This window comes from Nocardia sp. alder85J, from assembly GCF_020176955.2.
GTDB lineage: Bacteria > Actinomycetota > Actinomycetes > Mycobacteriales > Mycobacteriaceae > Nocardia.
Map to the genome: position 1 here is coordinate 414,359 of NZ_JAIUCZ020000008.1, position 22,476 is coordinate 436,834.

The 22,476-nt window shown below is 70.4% G+C and carries 16 protein-coding genes; 11 read left to right on the forward strand and 5 right to left on the reverse strand.

Translation table 11 applies throughout. The features are described 5' to 3' along the window. Positions 1-5 precede the first annotated feature (5 nt). Genes LBW94_RS30075 through LBW94_RS30090 form a run of 4 tightly spaced genes read right to left on the reverse strand, consistent with a single transcriptional unit; the run spans position 6 to position 5,495 of the window. The gene (locus LBW94_RS30075) at positions 6-1,679 is read right to left on the reverse strand and encodes an ABC transporter family substrate-binding protein (RefSeq protein WP_416276976.1); all 1,674 of its coding nucleotides are present in this window, start codon (positions 1,677-1,679) and stop codon (positions 6-8) included. Between the two features lie 9 nt (positions 1,680-1,688). Next, a complete protein-coding gene (locus LBW94_RS30080; protein WP_225058070.1) occupies positions 1,689-3,548 on the reverse strand; it encodes an ABC transporter ATP-binding protein in 1,860 nt (619 codons plus the stop codon). Next, on the reverse strand, positions 3,545-4,504 hold the full coding sequence (locus LBW94_RS30085) for an ABC transporter permease (RefSeq protein WP_225058071.1): 960 nt from the start codon (positions 4,502-4,504) through the stop codon (positions 3,545-3,547). The genes LBW94_RS30080 and LBW94_RS30085 overlap by 4 nt, the downstream gene beginning before the upstream one ends. A 13-nt stretch (positions 4,505-4,517) precedes the next feature. Continuing rightward, a complete protein-coding gene (locus tag LBW94_RS30090; protein WP_225058072.1) occupies positions 4,518-5,495 on the reverse strand; it encodes an ABC transporter permease in 978 nt (325 codons plus the stop codon). Positions 5,496-5,712: 217 nt separating this feature from the next. Here LBW94_RS30090 and LBW94_RS30095 point away from each other — a divergent pair, with 217 nt between their 5' ends. Beyond that, entirely contained in the window at positions 5,713-6,513 is an 801-nt protein-coding gene (locus LBW94_RS30095; protein WP_225058152.1) for an HAD family hydrolase, read from the forward strand. 202 nt (positions 6,514-6,715) lie between these two features. Here the strand turns inward: LBW94_RS30095 and LBW94_RS30100 are convergent, their stop codons facing one another. Continuing rightward, positions 6,716-10,018 (reverse strand): N-acetylmuramoyl-L-alanine amidase, encoded by a 3,303-nt coding sequence (locus tag LBW94_RS30100; RefSeq protein ID WP_266272458.1) that lies wholly within the window; start codon positions 10,016-10,018, stop codon positions 6,716-6,718. 172 nt (positions 10,019-10,190) lie between these two features. Here LBW94_RS30100 and LBW94_RS30105 point away from each other — a divergent pair, with 172 nt between their 5' ends. The 10 genes from LBW94_RS30105 (at position 10,191) to LBW94_RS30150 (ending at position 22,178) form a co-directional block, all read left to right on the forward strand. Beyond that, on the forward strand, positions 10,191-11,552 hold the full coding sequence (locus tag LBW94_RS30105) for a SpoIID/LytB domain-containing protein (RefSeq protein ID WP_225058074.1): 1,362 nt from the start codon (positions 10,191-10,193) through the stop codon (positions 11,550-11,552). Between the two features lie 88 nt (positions 11,553-11,640). Further along, the gene (locus LBW94_RS30110; RefSeq protein ID WP_225058075.1) at positions 11,641-12,411 is read left to right on the forward strand and encodes a MerR family transcriptional regulator; all 771 of its coding nucleotides are present in this window, start codon (positions 11,641-11,643) and stop codon (positions 12,409-12,411) included. A 228-nt stretch (positions 12,412-12,639) separates the two neighbouring features. Then, the gene (locus LBW94_RS30115; protein ID WP_225058076.1) at positions 12,640-13,122 is read left to right on the forward strand and encodes a hypothetical protein; all 483 of its coding nucleotides are present in this window, start codon (positions 12,640-12,642) and stop codon (positions 13,120-13,122) included. An 89-nt stretch (positions 13,123-13,211) separates the two neighbouring features. Beyond that, complete coding sequence (locus LBW94_RS30120) at positions 13,212-14,063, forward strand: hypothetical protein (protein WP_225058077.1); 852 nt, start codon at positions 13,212-13,214, stop codon at positions 14,061-14,063. A 61-nt stretch (positions 14,064-14,124) separates the two neighbouring features. Continuing rightward, positions 14,125-15,327, forward strand: a complete 1,203-nt coding sequence (gene glf, locus LBW94_RS30125; RefSeq protein WP_225058078.1) for a UDP-galactopyranose mutase — start codon at positions 14,125-14,127, stop codon at positions 15,325-15,327. After that, the gene (locus LBW94_RS30130; protein WP_225058079.1) at positions 15,324-17,291 is read left to right on the forward strand and encodes a glycosyltransferase; all 1,968 of its coding nucleotides are present in this window, start codon (positions 15,324-15,326) and stop codon (positions 17,289-17,291) included. Before glf ends, LBW94_RS30130 begins: the two co-directional genes overlap by 4 nt. After that, positions 17,288-17,857, forward strand: a complete 570-nt coding sequence (locus LBW94_RS30135; protein ID WP_225058080.1) for a phosphatase PAP2 family protein — start codon at positions 17,288-17,290, stop codon at positions 17,855-17,857. Before LBW94_RS30130 ends, LBW94_RS30135 begins: the two co-directional genes overlap by 4 nt. A 23-nt stretch (positions 17,858-17,880) precedes the next feature. After that, the gene (locus LBW94_RS30140) at positions 17,881-18,825 is read left to right on the forward strand and encodes a decaprenyl-phosphate phosphoribosyltransferase (RefSeq protein ID WP_225058081.1); all 945 of its coding nucleotides are present in this window, start codon (positions 17,881-17,883) and stop codon (positions 18,823-18,825) included. Between the two features lie 4 nt (positions 18,826-18,829). Beyond that, positions 18,830-20,920: a hypothetical protein gene (locus LBW94_RS30145; RefSeq protein ID WP_225058153.1), complete on the forward strand. Its 2,091-nt coding sequence runs from the start codon at positions 18,830-18,832 to the stop codon at positions 20,918-20,920. 253 nt (positions 20,921-21,173) lie between these two features. Beyond that, complete coding sequence (locus LBW94_RS30150; protein WP_225058082.1) at positions 21,174-22,178, forward strand: alpha/beta hydrolase; 1,005 nt, start codon at positions 21,174-21,176, stop codon at positions 22,176-22,178. Positions 22,179-22,476 lie beyond the last annotated feature (298 nt).

Here is a 22,476-nt window from a genome sequence, read left to right on the forward strand (position 1 = left end):
GGGTGTCATTTCGCGAAGCCGATGACGGTGTAGTCGTAGGAGGCCAGGCCGGGTGCGCCGAAGTTGACGACGGTGTCGCGCACCCCCCAGTTGCCCGGGTCCTGGGTCAGCGGCAGCGAGTGCCCTTCCTCGAATACCGTGCGGTCCACCTGATTCGCCAGGTCGATCGCCTTGGCCGGATCGAGTTCGGACTGCGTCCGGTCGATCAGGTCGTTGAGTTCCGGTGAGCCGATCCGGCCGAAATTGCCCTGCTCGTCGTCGGGATGCAGCGCGTAGATCTGCGGCAGGCTGCTCAGCGGGAACGGGTCGCCCTGGTAGGAGAACTGGGAGAGATCGAAATCGCCCGGAATCACCACGCCCGCGAAGAAGTTCTGCGCCGGCCGCACATCGATGGTCAGCTTCACCCCGACCTTGGCCAGGTTGTCCTGGATGATCTGGGCGATCTGCACCCAGGCCGGATCGTTGTACATGACGTCGCGGATCTCCAGCCGGCGCCCGCCCTTGACCCGCACGTCGCCCTGCATCGTCCAGCCGAGCCGATCCAGTTCGGCCGCCGCGGCGGCCGGGTCGTAGCCGAGGCTGTTGTCCCGGTAGCCGGGCTGCCCCTCCAGGAAGACGTGGTTGTTCAACGGCACCGGGGTGTCGGTGAGCCCGCGCAGCGCGGCCGCCGCGATGCCGGGCCGATCGATCGCCTTCGACAGTGCCACGCGCAGTTGCGGATCGGCCAGGATCGAGCCGGGCGCGCCGTTGAAGGTGAGCTGCCGCCAGCGGTTGCCCGGCGCCCGCCGGATCACCACCCCCGGTGAACCGCGGACCGCGGCCACATCGTTGCTGGTGCTCAGCCAGGCCGCGTCCAGCTCGTTGTTCTGCAGGGCGGCGGGCCAGGCGGTCCGGTCCAGCACGCTGAACGTGATGGTGTCGAGCTTCGGAGCGTCGCCCCACCATTTCGGGTTGTGGCCCAGCACGATCCGGCCCTGGGTGCGGTCCACGGACTGCACCGTGAACGGCCCGGCGGTCAGCGTGATCCCGTTGACCAGGCTGTGGTCGAACGCGTCGGGATCGCCGGTCACCGCCTTCGGATACAGCATCGAGTTACCGGAGAACTGGCCCCGCCACTCGGCGTAGTGCGTGCCGAAGGTGAGCACCGCCTGCCGGTCGTCGACGCCGCGCTCCACCTTGGTCACCCGGTCGAACCCGTTGTTGATCGCGATCAGGAAGCGCTTGTCGGCGCCGCTGAGCGCATGGGCCTGAGCGGCGATGTCCGCCCAGGTGATCGGGGTGCCGTCGCTCCACACCGCCTCGGGATTGATGGTGTAGGTGACCTGCTGTGGATCGGTGCTGGTCAGCTGGACGTCGGTGAAGTAGTTGTGGTTGACCTCGAGCTGCCCGGCGGCGTCGATCGTGAACGCCTGCGGCAGCATCGGCCGCACGATATCGGCGAAATCGCCGTCGTTGCCGTCGTTGGACAGCACATTCCAGTTGTCGGGGACCGACGGGGTCGGCAGCCGCAGGTTGCCGCCGTCGCGCACCTCGTCGCGGGGCTTCGGATTGATGTCGTTCGTGGTGCCCAGCGCCGTGGGTCCGGCAGGCGCGGTCACGCCCCCGGAGCAGGCGCCGAGCCCGAGCACGACGGCCACGGCGACCGCCGCCGCCGGCACTGCGCGCGCGGAGATCCGCACGATGCCCTCCTATCGTGAGACGACCGGAACCGGTACGGCGTCGATCAGCGCCCGGGTGTACTCGTCCCGCGGGTCGGCGAAGATCCGCTCCGCCGGGCCGTATTCGACGATCCGGCCGCGGTACATCACCGCGATGTCGTGGGCCAGATTGCGGACCACCGAAAGATCGTGGGAGACGAACAGATACGACAGTCCGCGTTCGAGTTGCAGGTCCCGCAACAGGTTCAGCACCCCGGCCTGGATCGACACGTCCAGCGACGACACCGGCTCGTCGAGCACCAGCAGCTGCGGGTCCAGCGCCAGCGCGCGGGCGATGTTGATGCGCTGCTTCTGCCCGCCGGAGAAATCGGCGGGATAGCGGTCGGCGCTCTCCGGCTGCAATCCCACCAGTTTCAGCAGTTCCGGTACCCGGCGGCGGATCTCGTCGCGGCCGCGGCCGTCGACGCGCAGCGGTTCGGCCAGCGCGTCGAAGATCGGCAGCCGGGGATCCAGCGAGGCCGAGGGGTCCTGGAACACGATCTGCATCCGCCGCCGCAGCGCGCGGCGCTGGTCCCGGGTCAGCGTCGCGACGTCGGCGCCGAACACCTCGACGGTGCCGGCCTCCGGCCGCACCAGATCCATGATCTGGGTCAGCGTGGTGGACTTGCCCGAGCCGGACTCGCCCACCAGCGCCAGGGTGTGCCCGGCCCGGACCTCGAAGTCGATGCTGTCGACCGCCTTCACCTCCCCGGTGCGGCGGCGGAACACCACCCCGGAGGTGAGCGGGAAGGTCTTGCTCAGTCCCGAGACCCGCAGCACCACCGGCGCTTCCGGCTCATCGGCGCTGTCCGCGGCCGCGGCGGCGACCTCGCGGCGGTACGCGGTGAACAGCTCCCCGGTGCCCACCTCGCCGGTGCGCAGGCAGGCGGCCGCGTGCTCGGGGGCCAGCGGTGTCAGCGGCGGTTCGGTGCTGCGGCAGTCGTCGATCGCGACCGGACAGCGCGGTGCGAACGGGCAGCCCGGCGGCAGCGCGTGCATGGCCGGCGGGCTGCCGAGGATCGGGACGAGCGGGGTGCGGGGCGGGCCGTCCAGCCGCGGGATGGAACCGAGCAGGCCCACGGTGTATGGCATCCGCGGCGCGTTGAACAACTCTCCCACCGGGGCGGTCTCCACGATCCGCCCGGCGTACATCACCGCCACCCGGTCGGCCAGCGTGGCCGCGATCCCCATGTCGTGGGTGATCATCACGACGCCGGCGCCGGTGATGTCGCGCGCGGTGCGCAACAGGTTCAGGATCTGCCGCTGCACCGTCACGTCCAGGGCGGTGGTGGGCTCGTCGCAGATGATCAGTTCGGGATCGTTGGCGATGGCCATCGCGATGACCACGCGTTGCCGCATCCCGCCGGAGAACTCGTGCGGGAAGGCCCGCGCCCGCACGGCCGGATCGGGGATGCCGACCAGGTCCAGCAGTTCGATCGCCCGGTCGGTGGCCTGTTTGCGGCCGATGTTCTTGTGTGCGGTGAGCGCCTCGGCGATCTGGTCGCCGACCCGGTACACCGGGGTCAGCGCCGACAGCGGGTCCTGGAAGACCATGCTGATCCGGCTGCCGCGCAGCGCCGACAACTGCCGGTCGCCCAGGCCGAGCAGTTCGCGCCCGCGCAGCCGGATCGAGCCGCGCACCCGGGCCTGATCGGGCAGCAGTCCCATCACCGCCAGCGACGACACCGACTTGCCGGAGCCGGATTCGCCGACGATGGCCAGCACCTCACCGTCGGACACCGAGTAGGTCACCCCGCGCACGGCGTCGATGCGGCCCTCCTCGCCCGGGAACGACACCGCCAGATCGGTCACCTCGAGCAGGGGCGCCGCGGACAGGTTGCGCTCGGTCATGACGCGTGGACCTTCTCGTCGGCGGGGGTGGTCGCGGCGGGTTCCGAGGTGCGGCGGCGGGCCCGGGCGCGCTGGGAACTCGGGTCGAAGGCGTCCCGCAGCCCGTCACCGATCAGGTTGGCGCACAGCACGATCACGATGAGGACGCCGCCGGGGAACAGGAACATCCAGGGCGCGGTCCACTGGTCGGCGCCGCGGCCGATCAGCGATCCGAGCGACACGTCCGGCGGTTGCACACCGAAACCCAGGAAGCTCAAACCGGTTTCGGACATGATCGCGGAGCCGACCGCCAGCGTGGTGTCGATGATGACGATCGAGGCGATGTTCGGCACGATGTGGGTGGTGATCACCGTCCAGGTGTTCGCCCCCATATAGCGTGCGGCCCGGACGAATTCGCGATCGCGCAGGCTCAGCGTCATACCGCGGACCAGTCGCGCGCTGATCATCCAGCCGAAGGCGGCGAGCAGCGCGGTCAGCAGCAGGATCGAGCCGCTGCCCTTGGTACGCGGGGCGAAGATCGCGATGACGATGAAACTCGGCACCACCAGCAGCAGATCCACCAGCCACATGATGGCCTTGTCGGTCCAGCCGCCCACCAGTCCGGCCACCGAGCCCGCGGTCACCGCGATCACCGACGTGAGAATGGCCACACAGATGCCGATCACCAACGACTTCTGCAAGCCGTGCAGGGTCTGCGCGAGCATGTCCAGGCCGATGGTGTCGGTGCCGAACCAGTGCTTCGGGCTCGGCGGCTGTTGCAGCGCGTAGCTGTCGCGCTGGGCGTACTTGTAGGGCAACAGCGGTGGCAGCCCGAACGCGGCCACCACGATCAGCAGCAGCACGATCGCCGCCGCCACCGCCGACGTGTTGCGGCGGAACCGCCGCCACACCAGCGTCCGTCGCCCGGCCGCCGTGGGCTCGGGCGCACCCTGCACGATCATCTCGGCATCGGTCATGCTGTCACCACCCTCATCCCACCCGCACGCGCGGATCGAGCATCGCGTACACGATGTCGGACAACAGGCCCGACACCAGCACCACCAGTCCGGTGAAGGCGGTGACGGTCACCACGATGTACAGGTCGTTCGCGTTGACCCCGTCGATGAACCACTCGCCGACCCCGTGCCAGCCGAAGATCTTCTCGGTGAAGGTGGCGCCGGTGATCAGGCCGCCCAGGCCGTACGCGAACAGTGTCGCCATCGGGATCAGCGCGGTGCGCAGGCCGTGTTTGTACAGCGCCCGGCCCCGGGTGAGCCCCTTGGCGCGCGCGGTGCGGATGAAGTCGCTCTGCAACACGTCGAGCATGGCGTTGCGCTGGTAGCGGCTGTAGCCGGCCATCGAACCGAGTGCCAGGCCCAGGCTCGGCACGATCAGATGCTGCAACCGGTCGACGAACTGGTTCCACCAGCCGTGCACGGCATTGGCGGAGGTTTCGCCGGTGTACAGGAAGATCTGCGCGCCGGTCGCCGAGTTGACTTGCAGCGCACCGTATTTCAACAGGGTGGCGAGCAGGAACACCGGCGTGCTCAGTAACAGCAGCGAGACGATCGTGGTGAAGTAGTCGCTGAAGCGGTACTGCCGGATCGCCCCCGCCGCGCCGATCAACACGCCCAGCACGGTGCCCACCACCGAACCGATCAGCAGCAGCCGCAGGCTGACGCCGATCCGGCGCGGCAGCTCCTTGCTGATCGGCTGCCCGGCCAGCGTCTTCCCGAAATCGCCGTGCGTCACGCCCTTCGCCCAGGTCAGATAGCGCTGCGGAATCGGCTCGTTCAGATGCAGTTCCGCGGCCTTCGCATCGATCACCGACTGCGGCGGGCGCGGATTGCGTTGCTCCAGATTGTTGAGCGGATGAAAGGTCAGCGACGCCAGGGCGAACGTGAGGAACGACGCCAGGATCAGCAGTACGACGTAGTTCAGCGCGCGCCGCAGCAGAAAGCCGGTCATCGGTCCCCTCGGGTCGGTTACTAGCCCCTGATCATAGGGACCGCCACGCGGGTCGGCCCGGCATGCACGCGCGGCGACATGCGGGAATCGTCTCATTCGCGACGGTCGTGTTCATATCGGCGGGGGACGCTCGACTGTTGCATGGCGTATCCTGGCGGACCCCGTCCCGGCCGACAAGGAGGCTCCGGTGACCGTTCCGTACCTGCACAAACCCAAGATGGTGGCTACCGACGTCGACGGCACGCTGATCGACGAGCGGGAGCAGGTGAGCGCGCGCACCCGGGCCGCGGTCGCCGCGCTGGTCGCCGACGGCGTGCCGTTCGTCCTGGCGACCGGGCGGCCACCGCGCTGGATCGCCCCGGTGGTGGCGGGCCTGGCCCACGCCCCGCTGTGCGTCTGCGGCAACGGCGCGGTGGTCTACGACAGCGCGACCGACCGCATCCTGGAGTCCAGCACGCTGGACCCGGCCGAGCTGGACTGGATCGCGGGCCTCGCCGAGCGGCTGCTGCCCGGCTGCGGCCTGGCTGCCGAGCGGGTCGGCCGCAGCGCGCACGACGCCGCCACCCCGCAGTTCGTCAGCTCGCCCGAATACGAGCACGCCTGGCTCAACCCCGACGACACCCGGGTGTCGCGGGCCGAGGTGGTGGCGGCCCCGGCGATCAAGATGCTGATCCGGGTGCGCGGCGCCCAGAGCGCCGACATGGTGACGGCGCTGGCCCCCGCCCTGGACGGCCGCGCCGACATCACCTACTCCACCAACAACGGCCTGATCGAGGTCTCCGCCCCCGGTGTCACCAAGGCCTCCGGCCTGGCGACGGTCGCCGAGCGCCTCGGCGTCGAACACGCCGCGCTGATCGCCTTCGGCGACATGCCGAACGACGTGCCGATGCTGGAACTGGCCGGGCACGGCGTCGCCATGGCCAACGCCCACCCGGCCGCGCTGGCCGCCGCCGACGAGGTCACCGGCACCAACTTCGAGGACGGCGTGGCGCGCATCCTCGAGCGCTGGTGGAGCTGAGGTTTGTGCTCCGGGCCGCCCGGTGGTACGCGACGAACGGCTGAACGACGAGCGGCTGAACACGGCGATCGGCAGTGGCCGGCTCAGCTGTGACCGGTGTCCGGCTGTGACCGGCGACCGGCAGTGACCGGCGACCGGCTGTACGAAACGAGCGGTACCCACTGGTCCGGTGGGTACCGCTCGTCGCGAATCGTGGGTGAGCTCAGAAACTTCCGGTGGGTAATCCACGGGGTGCGCTCGGCCCCGTCGCATTGGGCCCTGTTGCGCTCGGCCCGGCCGTGTTCGGGCCGAGCGGGTTCGGGCCCAGCGTGTTCGGCCCTGTCGCATTCGGTCCGGCCCCGTTCGGGCCCGGTGCCGTCGCACCGGGCGCCGGAGCGCCGTTCGGCGCGGCCGGGTCCGGTGCCGCCCTCGGCGCCTGGCCGCGCGCCGCGCCCGCCGGATCGGCGCTGCGCTGGGAGACCTCGGCGTAGTAGCTGACCAGCGTGGTCACGATCCCGGTGAGCTGGTTCAGGATCAGCGATCCGTACTGGAAGTCCGAGCGCAGGCCGTCCGGGACCGCATAGGCGTTGCGGGTCGGCAGGCCCAGCACGCCGGCCTCGGCGCCGAGTTGCAGGAAGCGGTCCATCAGGCGGCCCACCACCTCGACCACCTGTCCGTCCGGCCTCGCGTACACGTAGCCGTTGACGAAGCGGGCGTACTGACCGCCGTCGCTGGTCCGGCGCGGTTCCGAGGCGGCCGCGCCCAACCGGCCGTTCGGACCGCCCTGCCCGGACCAGTACCGCGCGATGATGTTGTCGTTGACCAGGCCCAGCAGCCGGGTGGTCAGCTCCGCCAGCGCGGTGAGATCGGTCTGCGGGCCGGGCATCCGGGCCGGCGCCCCGGCCGGGGGCGGCGGCAGCGGCGGGAAGGCCACCCCGACGTTCGCCGGATTCGTCGGTGGGTCGGCGTCGCCGCCAGGAGAGGCGGCGGCCGCGGCCGCGAGGTCGCGGATGCGATCCATCTGCGCATAGGCCGCGTCACCCGGGCAGCTGGTGTTGCCGACGTCGCGGTGCGCGAACACGATCGGCAGCTTCACCGCCTCGCCCTGGTCGTACTTGCTGTAGATGGTGCCCTCCGAATAGAGCGTCGTACTGCCCTTCGGATTCAGCCCCGCCATCCGGGCCCGCCAGCCGATGAACTGTCCGACCGCTTGCAGCGCCGCCTCGCTGGGCGCCTCGTCGCTGTAGTTGCCCATCAGCGCGACCCCGGAGGTGTTCTCGTTGAAACCGCCCGCGTGCGCGCCCTCCACCGGCCGGTCCAGGCCACCGGCCCGGCCCTCGAAGATCTGCCCGTACTTGTCGACCAGCGCGTTGTACCCGATATCGCACCAGCCCAGCTTGCGGGCGTGATAGGCGTAGATGGCCCGCACGATCCCGGCCGATTCGGCCTGGGTGTATTCGGTGCGACCCGCGGTGTGGTGCACGGTGATCGCACTGACGCCGTCGTCGTAGGTGGGCTCCGAGCAGCGCAGCGATTCGTCGGCGCCCCACTGGGCGCGGCTGATCACCCGCGGGCCGCCGCCGGGCAGCGCGGTGGCGACCGTGGACAGGTTCTCGTCGATCAGGCCGCGGCCCGGATCGATCAGTACCGCCGCCAGCGTCCGGCTCGGATCGTCCGATGCTGGTGCGCTCGACAGTGCGTCGGACGGATCACGCTGGTACTCCGGCAGATTCGGCACGATGGCCGGATCGGAGGACTCCGGCCCGGCCGTGTCGTGCGAGGCGGGCAGCGAATTCGGCGGCGCCGCAGCGGCTTCCGGCGCCAGCGGGTAATCGCTGGGCGCACTGTGCATTTCGGGCAGGACGACGCCCACGCCGTCCGACGCGAGATCCTGCCGCCGCGGCGTGGCCACCCGGGCGTCCACCGGCGTGGTGGCCCCGCGGGTGACCAGCACCTGCACGGCCTTGGTCTCACCGACGTAGATCGGCTCGGTGCCGGTGCGATCGTCCGCGCTCGGCGCGAGGTGATCGCTGCGCCGGGTGTCGACCCGATCGGTGGCGTACCACGGCCCCCAGCCGCCGTCGGCCTGCTTGGCGCGGACCAGGGTGGTGGTGCCCGCCAGATCCTTCGCGGTGAAGGCCACCAGGCTGAACGGCGTGTCCCGGCTGAGCTCCTTGACCGTCGCTCCGACCCGATCGGCCAGTTCGGGTGGCAGCGCGCCCGGGGCCAGCGCCGGGGAATTCGGGTCGGCGCCCGCCGGGATCACCGCACCGCTGTCGGCGGCCCGCGACCGGCCCGCCGTCCCGGCCGGATCCGGGACGATCGTCGTGGTCACCGGCCCACCGGAACCACCGGCGGCCGACCCCGCCCCCGGCGCGGCCCGCAACCGCTCACCCGAGATCGCGCCCGCGGCCGGATTCGACTGGGTGACGGCGGGGGCAGCCGCCGGACCCGGCGACGAGCCGGTCGTGCCGGCCGGGTAGGCCGCCGGAAGCTCGGCGGCGGACGGCGTTGTGGTCGTGTACGGCGTCGGCGCGCCGGTGATGGACGGTGTACCGGCCGAGTACGGGGTCGGTGTGTTGTCGGCAGACGGTGTACCGGCCGAATACGGGGTCGGCGCGCCGGTGATGGACGGCGTACCCGCTGTGGACGGGTGCGGCGCACCGGGAGCGGCGGGCGTGCCCGCCGGGGACGGGGTCGGCGTGCCGGGGGCGGACGGCGTTCCGGCCGAGTACGGCGACGGAGCGCCGGTCACCGACGGCGAGGCGACCCGGTCCGCTGACCGGTCGTACGTGGTCGTGGGTGCGGCCGAGGTGGGTGACGGGCCGTTCGTGGACGCGGCGGCCGGATCGGACGACATGTCCGTCGTGGTGGTCGACGCGCCACCGGGGTTCGGCGTCGAGTTCGGCACGACCGGATCGGACGAGTCGTTCGTGGCCGACCGCGCAGTGCCGGGACCGGCCGGAACGCCGACGGCCGGCGGCGCACCGGGCGCCGGCGGGGTGGGGACGGGCGGCGGGACCGGACCGGGCAGTACCCGCGCCGTCGGCGCACCCGAGGTCGCGGGCGCGGCATTGCGCGGTGTCGTCGGCGCGGCCGGCCCACCGTCGAACTGCGGCAACGGGATCTGACTGGGTAGCGCCAGGCCGGGCATGATCGGCGGCAGTCCCGGCGGCAGCTGGATCGCGGTCGGCAGGGGCACCTTGCGCAGATCGGACAGGTGCAGATCCGGCAGGTTCAGCCCGGTCAGCTCCCGCAGCGGCAGCGTCACATCGGGTGCGGCGGCCAGCGCCACCTCGGCCATCCGGGCGGGTACGGCGGCGACGCCATTGTCGTTCGCGGGTCGGTAGCTGTCTGGTTGACGTATCGAGTAAGCGGTGACCAGCGGCGCGGCGACCGCGATGGCGGCGACGACCGGGAGAACATAGGGGCGTTTACGTCTACGATCCGGCACGATCATCTCCCATTCCAGGTAGGACCCCGTCAGCCGTCGGCAGTGCGGAGAATTGATATCCGACCGATCCATGGCCCGACGTGTCCCGGCTGTACAAACCTAAATCTCTAGTAGAGGATTACCCAGAGTTGCCCCGAATGTAGCTGCGCATCGAGAAGTGATCGGTGGGACATGCCGATACCGGGGTCACGGCGTGATCACATCCGGGTCCGATCCGGTGGGCCCCGATACGACGGAGGTTGCGGTGGTACGACGCGGTGACCGGTGGCACGGGCAACGCCGGACGGTGCCGGCCGGACTGGCCGGCCTGCTCACGGCCACCGGCGTGGTCGCCGCGGCCTGGCCGACGCCCGGCCCGCCGGGCGAGAACACGGCCTATCGCCTGGCCGGTATCGGCCACGGCCGCGGCATGAGCCAGTTCGGCGCGATGGAACAGGCCGCGGCGGGTGCCTCGGCCGACCACATCCTGCTCAGCTACTACCCCGGCGCGACGCTGGCCGCCGTCCCCCGCAGCGCGGTCCGGGTCCGCCTGATGTCCGACGACGGCGAGACCCTCGACGTCTATTCCGACACCGGCCTGCTGGTGGCCGGCCGCCGGGTGGTCGCCGGTCAGGCGGCCCATCTGACCCCCACCCCCGACGGCGGCGCCGACGTGGTCGTCACAATCGACTGCGACGGCAGCGTGCTGTGGCGCGGGCACACCGACGACCCGTGGGCCTACCCCCTGGACCCCGGCAGCAATCGCCCCGCCGCCGAGCATCTGAAGGTCTGCGGCAGCGGGGCCTATCGCGGCGCCCTCGGCGTCGCCCTGGAAGGCGACGCCGCCCGCACTGTCAACGCCGTCGACGTCGAGGACTACCTGCTCGGTGTGGTCCCGGCCGAGATGCAGGCCAACTGGGCCGACCGCGGCGGCGTCCAGGCCCTGCGCGCCCAGGCGATCGCCGCCCGCTCCTACGCCCTGGCCGAACACCGCTACCCCTACGCCCAGACTTGCGACACCACCGACTGCCAGCAATATCCCGGCACCGAGCGGGAGGACGACCGGGCCACCGCGGCCGTGCAGGCCACCCTCGGCCAGGTGCTGCTGCGCACCGGCCGCATCCTGCGCACCGAATACTCCTCGGCCCCGGACGGCGGGCAGCCGATCGACATCACCACCCTCGACCTCGGCCCCGCGCCCCAGCAACTGACCGCCGTCCCACGCCCCGACATCGCGCCGATTCCCCGCCCGCAGACCCTCATCGACGCCAAATACGCCGAAACCGGCGGCGGCACCGGCCCGCTGGGCGCCCCGCTCGGCCCCGAGCAGCCGCTCCCCGGCGACCTCGGCACCTACCGGCAGTTCCGCAACGGCGTCATCGTCGCCACCGCCGCCCTCGGCGTCCAGGTGGTCGACCTCGGCGCCCTGAACGCCCTGCTGCACCCGGTCCCGCGCCCGGCAGGTGACCTCCTGCCCGACCGTGCCTCCGGCACGCCCGCCGGCACGGACTCCACCCCGACCCCACCTCCCACCCCGCTCGCCTCGACCCCCGCCGCCGGATCGCTCGCCCCGGTCCCGTCCCGCGCCGCCGGATCCGGTACGGGTACTCCCGCTCCCCGGCGGTGACCCGATCGTCCGTCGTCTCGCGCGGGCTTGACCTTGACGCTGCGTCAAGAGGCAGCCTGGAGTGGTCGACGCGACGAGGGAGGACACGGTGGGTTCCAGGACCGAATGGTCGATTCAGGAGCTGGCCCGGGCCGCGGGTACCACCAGCCGCACGCTGCGCCACTACGGCGAGCGGGGGCTGTTGCCGCCGGCCCGGGTCGGGACCAACGGTTACCGGTACTACGACCAGGACTCCCTGCTGCGGTTGCAGCGCATCCTGTTGTTGCGAGAACTCGGCCTCGGCCTGTCGGTCATCGCCGAAGTTCTTGCCGGGCAACAGGATACGGCAGCGGCCCTGCGGACCCACCTGGATCTGCTGGAGCAGGAGCGGGTGCGGATCACCCGGCAGATCGCGTCGGTGCACACCACGTTGCGCAAGACGGAGGCAGGTGAGCCACTGATGGCCGAGGAAGTATTCGACGGGTTCGACCACACGCGGTACCGCGACGAGGTGATCGAGCGCTGGGGCAGTGCGGCCTACGAGCAGGGTGATCGCTGGTGGCGGTCGTTGTCCGCCGCGGAACGGCAGCGGCACGGGCAGCAGCATGCCGATATCGCCGCGGACTACGGCCGGGCCCGCGCGGCGGGCCTGGCGCCCGACAGTGCCGAGGTGCAGGCGATCGTGGCGCGGCACTACGACTGGATCGTCGCCGGGTGGCAGGGGCGGCGGCCCACGGCGGCTGCGTTCACCGGACTCGGCGACATGTACGTCGCGGATCCGCGCTTCGCCGCGAACTACGACGAGCACGGTCCGGGCACCGCCGAATTCGTCCGCGCGGCGATGACGGCCTACGCCGGGGGCCTGTCGGTCCAGCCGTGAACCTGTCCGCACCACGGATCCGATGTCCGGCGACCGCCTGTCCGGCGGCGGGTGGGCGGTCGCCCCGGGATCCACGAATGCACCACGGACGGTTCACGGTTGCGCATCGGCTGTGGACACCGCCGGGGCGCGATCCTAGCCTCGATTCGTAGCCGACCGCCGTATCCGATCCATCCGACCGACCCATCCGACCGGTGCTCGCACCGCCTTCGCGGAGGTGGGACACGCATGCGCAAACTCCGTGTGACGGCCCTGCTCGACGGGCGGGTCATCGACCTGGACGCCGTATCCGGTATCTGGACCGTGTTCATCGATGGCGTCTGCTACCACCCCGACGAGATCGTGGACGATCCGCGGACCGGACGGGTGTACTGGCTGGACCGGCCCGACGACGCCGATCCGGGGCGGGTCGCGATCGAGCGGGTCGAGGCGAACGGCGCCGGCCGGGTGACGATCGTGCCCGGTGGCGTCGGGGTGCCCTCCGGGCTGATCGGCGATTTCGAGGCGGGCAAGCTGTATTGGGGGGTGCGGGGCAGCCCGCGGGTGCTGCGCTGTGATCTGGACGGCTCGCACATCGAGGACGTGATCGATCTCGCCTGCACCTATACCTCGGTCCAGGCGGTGCGGCGTAATCTCTCACACTCCTGCCGCGGTCGCGGCTTCTCGTCCTCGCCCGGCGTGAGTCCGGGCCGATCCTGCGGCGGCAGATAGGCGTCGCGGGAATTCCCGGCGAATTTCCGGTGACGAATGTCCGGTGACCGATGTCCCTGGTGGCGAGTGCGGACGGAGCGAGGTGCGGCATGGGCAAGCTGCTGGCGCTGGCGGCGCGGCGCGGCGACATCCTGGAGGTCGACATCGACACCGGCACCACGACGGTGTTCGTGTCCGGGCCGAACCGGGCCCCGGACGGTCTCACCGAGGATCCGAAGACCGGCCGGGTGTACTGGACCGCCGGATCCGGTTCGATCGAGCGGGTGGACGCCGACGGCGGCGGCCGGACCACGATCGTCCCGGTCGGCGGCGCCGGTACGCCCGGGCTGCTGACCGCGGACTGGGTGGAGGGCAAGCTCTACTGGTGCGACCGCGAGGGGATGCGGGTGATGTCCTGCGATCCGGACGGCGAGAACGTCGAGACGCTGGTGGACCGGTCCGCGGTCCCCGGTGCGGACGAGCAGTCGCGGCGCTGCGCCGGCCTCGCCGTCGACCACGGTCGCGGCCAGGTGTACTGGACGCAGCAGGACCCCGGCGGCCGGGGCCGGATCTTCCGGATCACCGCCGCCCCGGCCCCCGATCCGGCGCACCGCGCCGATCTGGAGATCCTGTGGTCCGGTCTGCCGGAGCCGATCGGCCTGGCACTGGACCTCGACGACGAGTATGTCTACTGGACCGGCCGCGGCGCGCCGCCGGCCGGGAACACCCTGAGCCGGGCCCCGATCCCGGCGCCCGGCGTCGCCGGCCGGCCGCCGGAGATCCTGGCCACGGGCTTCGCGGAGGCGACCGGCCCGGCCCTCACCGCGGACCGCAAACACGTCTACATCGGTGATCTCGCCGGCGGAATCCACGAGGTGGACGTCACCGAACGCACGACACGGCCGGTGGCCCGCACCGGCACGCCGCTGACCGGCCTGCTGATCCGCACGCACGAGCGCTGACTCGAAGCGGGTCGCGGACTCGCCCTGGCGGCGGCGCGGACTTCCGATACTCTGGGCTCCCGTGACCGTCGCTTCCCCCTTCGATCTCATCGTCGTCGGCTCCGGCTTCTTCGGGCTGACCATCGCCGAGCGCACCGCGAGCCAGCTCGGCAAGCGCGTCCTGGTTGTCGACCGCCGCCCCCACCTGGGTGGTAACGCCTACTCCGAGCCCGATCCGGAGACCGGGATCGAGGTGCACAAGTACGGCGCCCACCTGTTCCACACCTCGAACAAACGGGTCTGGGACTATGTGAACCAGTTCACCGAGTTCACCGGCTACCAGCACCGGGTGTTCGGTCTGCACAAGGGGCAGGCGTATCCGCTGCCGATGGGGCTCGGGTTGCTGTCGCAGTTCTTCGGCCGCTACTTCAGCCCCCACGAGGCCCGCGCGCTGATCGCCGAGCAGGCCGCCGAGGTCGACGGCAAGAATGCCGCCAACTTCGAGGAGAAGGCCATCTCGCTGATCGGCCGCCCGCTCTACGAGGCGTTCTTCCGCGACTACACCGCCAAGCAGTGGCAGACCGACCCGAAGGAACTGCCCGCGGGCAACATCACCCGCCTGCCGGTCCGGTACACCTTCGACAACCGGTACTTCAACGACACCTACGAGGGCCTGCCGCGGCGCGGCTACACCGCGTGGCTGTCGAAGATGGCCGAGTCGGAGCTGATCGAGGTGCGGGTGAACACGGACTGGTTCACCGTCCGCGACGAGCTGCGCGCGCAGAACCCGGACGCGCCGGTGGTCTACACCGGCCCGCTGGACCGCTACTTCGACTACGCCGAGGGCGAACTGGGCTGGCGCACCATCGATTTCGAGACCGAGGTGCTGCCGACCGGCGACTACCAGGGCACCTCGGTGATGAACTACAACGATGCGGACGTGCCCTTCACCCGCATCATCGAGCCGCGGCACTTCCATCCGGAGCGGGACTACCCGGCCGACAAGACGGTGATCCAGCGCGAGTTCTCCCGCTTCGCGCAGACCGGCGACGAGCCGTACTACCCGATCAACACCCCGGAGGACCGGGCCAAGGTGCTGGCCTACCGTGAGCGGGCGAAGGCCGAAACCGCTTCCGCCAAGGTGATCTTCGGCGGCCGCCTGGGCACCTACCAGTACCTGGACATGCACATGGCGATCGGCAGCGCGCTGAGCACCTTCGACAACGTATTGCGCCCGCATCTGGAATCCGGTGCGGCACTGGCGGATCAGGACGACAACCGATGACCCAGGCCACGGTGGAGGATACGGCCGAGCTGAACGGCTCGCGCGCGATCTCGTTGCTACAGCGCGTCATCCTGCCCCGGCCGGGCGAACCGCTGGACGTGCGCACGCTGTATCTCGAGGAGTCCGCGACCAATGCCCGTCGCGCCCATGCGCCCTCGCGCACCTCGCTGTCGATCGGCGCCGAGTCCGAGGTGTCGTTCTGCACCTACTTCAACGCGGTCCCGGCGAGCTACTGGCGGCGCTGGTCGATCCTGACCTCGGTGGTGCTGCGGCTGGAACTGTCCGGCCACGGCCGCGTCGACGTCTACCGCTCCAAGGCCGACGGCTCGCGAATCCACGTGCAGGGCAACGAGTTCACCGCTTCCGACACCACACACGTGGAGTTCGAGGTGGATCTCGGCCCGTTCGAGGACGGCGGCTGGATCTGGTTCGACATCACCACCGACAGCGCGGTCGAACTGCGCAGCGGCGGCTGGTACGCGCCGGTCGAGGCGCCCGGCGACGGCGGCATCGCGGTCGGCATGCCCACCTTCAACCGGCCGACCGACTGCGTGAAAACCCTTGCCGCCCTGGGCTCGGACCCGCTGGTGCTGGAGAAGATCAAGGCAGTGATCATCGCCGACCAGGGCACCCGAAAGACGGTCGACGAACCCGGATTCGCCGAGGCCGCAGCGGGTCTCGGTGGCCGGCTGGCCATCCACGACCAGCCCAACCTCGGCGGTTCCGGCGGCTACAGCCGGGTCATGTACGAGGCGCTGAAGACCACCGACGCGCAGTACATCGTCTACATGGACGACGACATCGAGATCGAGCCGGACTGCATCCTGCGCGCCCTCGCCTTCGCCCGCTTCGCCCGCACCCCCACGCTGGTCGGCGGGCAGATGCTCAACCTGCAGGAGCGCTCGCACCTGCACGTCATGGGTGAGATCGTCGACCGCGGCATCTGGATGTGGACCGCCGCCCCCCACGTGGAATACGACCACGACTTCGCCAAGTACCCGCTGCGCGACCGGGACAACTCGAAGCTGCTGCACCGCCGCGTCGACGTCGACTTCAACGGCTGGTGGACCTGCGTGATCCCGCGCTCGGTGGCCGAGGAGATCGGCCAGCCGCTGCCGCTGTTCCTGAAGTGGGACGACGTCGAGTACGGCCTGCGCGCCCGCGCCGCCGGCTATCCGACGGTCACCCTGCCCGGTGCGGCGGTGTGGCACATGGCGTGGAGCGACAAGGACGACGCCATCGACTGGCAGGCGTACTTCCACCTGCGCAACCGCCTGGTGGTCGCGGCGCTGCACCTGCCCAACGACGGCCGGCCGATGGTGATCAACACCGTCAAGGCCACCCTGAAACACCTGCTGTGCCTGGAGTATTCGACGGTCGCCATCCAGAACCAGGCGATCCGCGACTTCCTGGCGGGTCCGGACGCGCTGTTCGAACTACTGCCGACCGCCCTGGGCGAGGTGGCGCGGATGCGCAAGGACTTCCCGGACGCCGTGGTGGTTCCCTCGTCCACCGAACTGCCGCTGGCCAGCGGCAGCGGCGTGGGCGCGGTCGGCGAACCGGGCAACCCGATCGCCAAGGTGGTCCGGCTCGCCAAGGGGGTGGTGCACAATCTGCGCGCCGCCGATCCGCGGCATCACGAGCGCCCGCAGCTGAACGTGCCCACCCTGGACGCTCGCTGGTTCCTGCTGTCGCAGGTCGACGGTGTCACCGTGACGACGGCCGACGGCCGCGGCGTGGTGTACCGCAAGCGCGATCCGCGACAGGCGTGGGGGCTGTTCAAGGAGGCGATGCGATTGCGTCGCGAATTGGCCGGGCGCTTCCCGACGGTCCGGGAGCGGTATCGTGCCGCGCATCCGCGGTTGACCAGTACGGCCGCGTGGGAGAACGTCTTCGGTATCCACGACGATCGAATCCCGGGCGATCGAAGCCAGGGCGATCGAAACCAGGGAGAGCAGCAATGACCGCCGCCCAGTCGGCCGATCAACCCCGTCTGCACGTGGTGCCCGAACCAGCGGCGCCACGCCCGGCGGAGGTGCGGATCATCAACGCGGTGCAGGGGACCATCGGCAGCGACCCGCGGGTGGTGCGCGCCGCCCGCGGCCTGTCGCACTTCGGCGAGCATTCGCTGGGCTGGCTCGGCATCGCCGCGATCGGCGCGCTGGCCGACAAGCCGCGGCGCCGGCAGTGGGCCGGGGTGGCCGTCGGCGCGTTCGGCGCGCACGCCGCCTCGGTGATCATCAAGCGCGTGGTGCGCCGGCCCCGGCCGCACGATCCGTCGGTGCGGATCAACGCGTCGACGCCGAGCACACTCAGCTTCCCGTCCTCGCACGCGACCTCCACCACGGCCGCAGCGGTGTTGCTCGGCAGGCTCACCGGGTTACCCTTGCCCGCGGTGCTGGTGCCGCCCATGCTGATCTCCCGGGTCGTGCTCGGGGTGCACTACCCCACCGACGTGCTCGCCGGCGCGGCGCTGGGCGCCGCCTCCGCGGCCGTCGTGCTGGCCGCCGAAAAGAGACTCGAGAGTTGACCGCACAGGAAAGAGCCCTGGTCGTGAGTGAAGAGCCGACAACCGTCGAACTGGACGAGGCCGTCATCAAGGGCCCGCCGAAGACCTTGGTCGGCGGGCTGTTCAAGGCCATCCGGCCGCGGCAGTGGGTGAAGAACGTCCTGGTGCTGGCCGCGCCGATGGCCGCCGGCAAGCTACCGGACGGCCAGTACGCGCTCGCCGACAGCACCCGGCTCGGGCACATCGGCATCGCGTTCGTGGTCTTCTGCCTGGCCGCCTCGGGTATCTACCTGGTCAACGACGCGCTGGACGTGGAGGCCGACCGCGCCCATCCGACCAAGCGGTACCGGCCGATCGCGGCCGGTGTGGTGCCGGTGAACCTGGCCTACGCGCTGTCGGTGGTGTTCCTGCTCGCCTCGCTGGTCGGATCGTTCCTGGCCTCCTGGCAACTGGCCGTGGTGATGGCGGTCTACATCGCCATCCAGCTGGCCTACTGCTTCGGGCTCAAGCATCAGGCCGTGCTGGACATCTGCATCGTGTCCTCGGGCTTCCTGCTGCGCGCGGTCGCCGGTGGCGCCGCGTCGGACATCCGTCTGTCGCAGTGGTTCCTGTTGATCATGGCGTTCGGCTCGCTGTTCATGGCGGCTGGAAAGCGCTACGCGGAGCTGAAGATCGCGCTCGACACCGGCGCCAAGATCCGCAAGTCGTTGCAGTACTACACCCCCACCTACCTGCGCTTCATCTGGACGTTGTCGGCCACTGCGGTGGTGGTCTTCTACGGCCTCTGGGCGTTCGAAACCGACCACAAGCACACCCAGTGGTTCGCCGTCTCGATGATTCCGTTTACGATCGCAATCCTGCGCTACGCGGTCGACGTCGATGGTGGCGAGGCCGGTGAACCCGAAGAGATCGCGCTGGGGGACCGCATTCTGCAACTCCTGGCCATCGCGTGGATCGGAGCGGTAGGTGTTGCTGTCTATCTCACCTGACGAGATGGTGGTCGAGGGACAACAGAACGAGGGAGATCCGGCGGCCGGTGCCGCCGGTCCGGTCACGCGCGCCCAACGGCGCCTGGCCCTGACGTCCCGGACCGTCTTCGTCGGTGGGGTGACCCTCACCGCCGTCCTCTTCGGTCTCGGCGCCTGGCAGCGCCGCTGGATCGCGGACGACGGCCTGATCGTGTTGCGCACGGTGCGCAATCTGCTGGCCGGCTACGGGCCGGTCTTCAACGAGGGCGAGCGGGTGGAGACCAACACCAGCGCCGCCTGGACGTACGTCATCTGGTTCTTCTCCTGGGTCACCCACGCCCGGCTGGAGTACGTCAGTCTCTGGGTGGCGCTGACCCTGTCGGTGCTGGCCATCGTGCTGGCCATGCTCGGCGCCGCGCGGCTGTGGGGCCGGCCCTGGGACGCCCCGGGCCGGATCGGTGGCCTGACGCTGCTGCTGCCGGCGGGCGCGGCGGTGTACATCGCGGTGCCGCCCGCCCGTGACTACGCCACCTCCGGGCTGGAGAACTGCCTGGTGATCTGCTGGCTGGGCCTGCTGTGGTGGCTGCTGGTGCGGTGGAGCCGCACCGAGCGGGCCCGCGCCGGCCTGGTTTTGACCATCGCCTTCGTCGCCGGGCTGTCCTGGCTGATCCGTCCGGAGATGGTCATCGTCGGCGGGCTGGCCGGGCTGCTGATCCTGCTCGCGCCGATGCCCGCGACCCGGCTGGGCCCGCTGGTGATGCGGGTGCTGATCCTCGTGGTCGCCTGCCTGGTGCCCGGCTGCTACCAGATCTTCCGGATGGGCTTCTACGGGTTGCCCTATCCGAACACGGCCGTGGCCAAGGAGGCCGGCGGCGCCAAGTGGGGACAGGGCTTCACCTACCTCTGGGATCTGAGCGGGCCGTATCTGCTGTGGCTGCCGGTGGCGCTGCTGCTGGTGGCGGTGGTACTCACCCGGCGGCCGGTGCGGGTCCGGGCGGCCGGCTCCGACACCGCCGCCGCGGCGGGACCCGCCGCGCGCGTACGGCGGCTGTGGCAGCGCCGGGAGCGGCTGCGCGCCCCGGGTGTGGTGGTCGCCCTGGTATTGCTCGGCGGTCTGGCGCTGGTGGTGTTCGAACTGCGCGTCGGCGGTGACTTCATGCACGGCCGGATGCTGTTGCCGCAGTTGTTCTGTCTGCTGCTGCCGGTGTCGGTGCTGCCGGTGCGGGTGCCGCTGCGGCGGGCCGCTGGTGATGTACCGCGGCGGGCCGCTGGTGATGTACCGCGGCGGGCCGCTGGTGATGTACCGCGGCGGGCCGCTGGTGATGTACCGCGGCGGGCCGCTGGTGACGCGGCGCCGGATCGGGCGGCGACGCGGCTCGCGGCGGTGACCGGGGTGGCCTGGCTGGCCGTGGTCGTCTGGTCGGTGCTGGTGACCAACAGCACCGGCAACAACTCCGGCGCCAACATCAGCTCGACCGGCATCGTCGACGAGCGGATCTACTACGTGCTCAACAGTTCCCACCAGCACCCGGTGCTGGCCGAGGACTATCTGGACTATCCGCGCATGCGGGCGATGGTGCAGGACATCGCCGCGACGCCCGACGGCGGTCTGCTGCTGAGTTCGCCGTCGTACATGATGTGGTACGTCGCCCCGCCGCCACTGCCGATTCCCGACGGCGGCGCCGGGCACACCGTCTACTTCCTGAACCTCGGCATGACCAGCATGAACGTGCCGCTGGACGTGCGGGTCATCGATCAGGAGGGGCTGGCCTATCCGCTGGCCGCGCACACCGACCGGCTCACCGACGGCCGCATCGGGCACGACAAGAACCTGTATCCGGACTGGGTGATCGTGGATGCCGGTGCGGTGGCCCAGCATCCGTGGATGCCGTGGTTCCTGGACGAGAAGTGGGTCACCCAGGCCCGCACCGCGCTGACCTGCCCGGACACCCAGGCGCTGCTGGCCTCCTCGCGCGGGCCGCTGACCCTGTCCCGGTTCCGGCACAACGTGGAACAGGCCTTCCATTTCGCGAAATATCGCATCGACCGGGTGCCGAAGTACGAAATCCAACGGTGCGGTCTGATCGATCCGACCGCCGCGGTCGCTCCGAATTAGCTATACCTGGACGCTCATCCACGTGGTCGCGACGCGGTAACGCCGGCGTAGCCCCCGAGCGATAAGCTGCCTGGAGACATCCGTCGGGAGCGCATGTCCACATCCGTTCCGGCGGTCATTCGTAGCCGCGGCCGGGTTCGCCGGGCCGTACAACCGAAAGGCCGATCAGAATATGCGTGGGGTGACTGTTTTCCGAGTGCGGTCCAGACGTCCGGGCCGACATGCCGGTCGATTGGCCAGGGCAGCACTCGGAATGACGCTGGCAGCCCTGCTGCCGTTGAGCGTCGCGGTCGGCGGGGCGGGTACGGCAGCGGCCGCATTCGACCCCTCGGCCACCGATTTCTGGGTCGACTCGCCGGTGATGGGCCCGATCAAGTCCCGGATCTTCCGCGCCGCGGACGGCAACACCGATCGGGTCGTGTACGCGCTGGACGGCATGCGCGCCCGCGAGGACCTGAACGGCTGGGAGATCGAGACGAACATCGCGGCCGCGCTCACGGCCGCCAACATCAACGTCGTGATGCCGGTGGGCGGCCAGTCCAGTTTCTACGCCGACTGGAACGCGCCCAGTTCGTTCCTGGGCCTGCCGCCGGTCAGCGGCTCGTCCGGGTCGGCTTCCGGCTCGTCGTCGGGATCCGGTGGGTTGCAGGTGCTCTCGGGCGGTCCGGGCAAGAGCTACCGGTACGACTGGGAGACCTTCCTGACCAGCGACCTGCGCAACGCGCTGCGGGACCGGCTGGGCTTCCGGAGCACCCGCAACGGCGTGTTCGGCCTGTCCATGGGCGGTAGCGCGGCGCTCACGCTGGCGGCCTACCACCCGGATCAGTTCAGCTACGCCGGTTCCTACTCCGGCTACCTCAACGTGTCGGCGCCGGGCATGCGGGAGGCGTTGCGCGCGGCCATGATCGACGCCGGCGGCTACAACATCGACTCGATGGCGCCACCGTGGGGCCCGCAGTGGCTGCGGATGGATCCGTTCGTGTTCGCACCGCGGTTGAAGGCGAACAACACCCGGCTGTGGATCTCGGCGGGCAGCGGCCTGCCCGGCGCCGCGGACGGTCCCAACTTCGCCACCGTCAACGCCATGGGCCTGGAAGGCCTGGCGCTGGCCAACACCCGGGCGTTCCAGGTACGCATGGTGACCCTCGGCGCGGGCAACGTGACCTACGACTTCCCGAACATCGGCGTGCACAACTGGCGGTACTGGGAGAGCGAGGTGAACCGGATGCTGCCGGACATGTCGGGCAGCATCGGCTGAGCGCCGTGCCGATCCACGACCGCGACATCGACCGCGGCCGATCGTCGTGAACACCGGACTCGGTCCGGGGCGCCCGCCCCGGGCCGAGTTCCTTTTTATCCGACCAACCGATCCGGCAAATACCAGGTTTATGTCACGATTCGGTAACTGGGGGTGTTTTCCCAGGAAACCGACAGGCTGCTCTGCCTATAGAAGAGCTGGTAAGTCACAACGCCGAAACCTTCGTCACCTCGGAAGCCGTGGGTGTCGAGAGTCGATCGTCAAGCACTTGGGTTGCGGTCACCGCGTGATCGCACGG

Bases quoted from the DNA above. Each gene is read 5' to 3' on its own strand.
- LBW94_RS30080 (WP_225058070.1), bottom strand. From the start codon at position 3,548: ATGACCGAGCGCAACCTGTCCGCGGCGCCCCTGCTCGAGGTGACCGAT.
- LBW94_RS30085 (WP_225058071.1), bottom strand. From the start codon at position 4,504: ATGACCGATGCCGAGATGATCGTGCAGGGTGCGCCCGAGCCCACGGCG.
- LBW94_RS30090 (WP_225058072.1), bottom strand. From the start codon at position 5,495: ATGACCGGCTTTCTGCTGCGGCGCGCGCTGAACTACGTCGTACTGCTG.
- LBW94_RS30095 (WP_225058152.1), top strand. From the start codon at position 5,713: ATGGTGGCTACCGACGTCGACGGCACGCTGATCGACGAGCGGGAGCAG.
- LBW94_RS30100 (WP_266272458.1), bottom strand. From the start codon at position 10,018: ATGGATCGGTCGGATATCAATTCTCCGCACTGCCGACGGCTGACGGGG.
- LBW94_RS30115 (WP_225058076.1), top strand. From the start codon at position 12,640: ATGCGCAAACTCCGTGTGACGGCCCTGCTCGACGGGCGGGTCATCGAC.
- LBW94_RS30120 (WP_225058077.1), top strand. From the start codon at position 13,212: ATGGGCAAGCTGCTGGCGCTGGCGGCGCGGCGCGGCGACATCCTGGAG.
- LBW94_RS30130 (WP_225058079.1), top strand. From the start codon at position 15,324: ATGACCCAGGCCACGGTGGAGGATACGGCCGAGCTGAACGGCTCGCGC.
- LBW94_RS30135 (WP_225058080.1), top strand. From the start codon at position 17,288: ATGACCGCCGCCCAGTCGGCCGATCAACCCCGTCTGCACGTGGTGCCC.
- LBW94_RS30145 (WP_225058153.1), top strand. From the start codon at position 18,830: ATGGTGGTCGAGGGACAACAGAACGAGGGAGATCCGGCGGCCGGTGCC.
- LBW94_RS30150 (WP_225058082.1), top strand. From the start codon at position 21,174: ATGACGCTGGCAGCCCTGCTGCCGTTGAGCGTCGCGGTCGGCGGGGCG.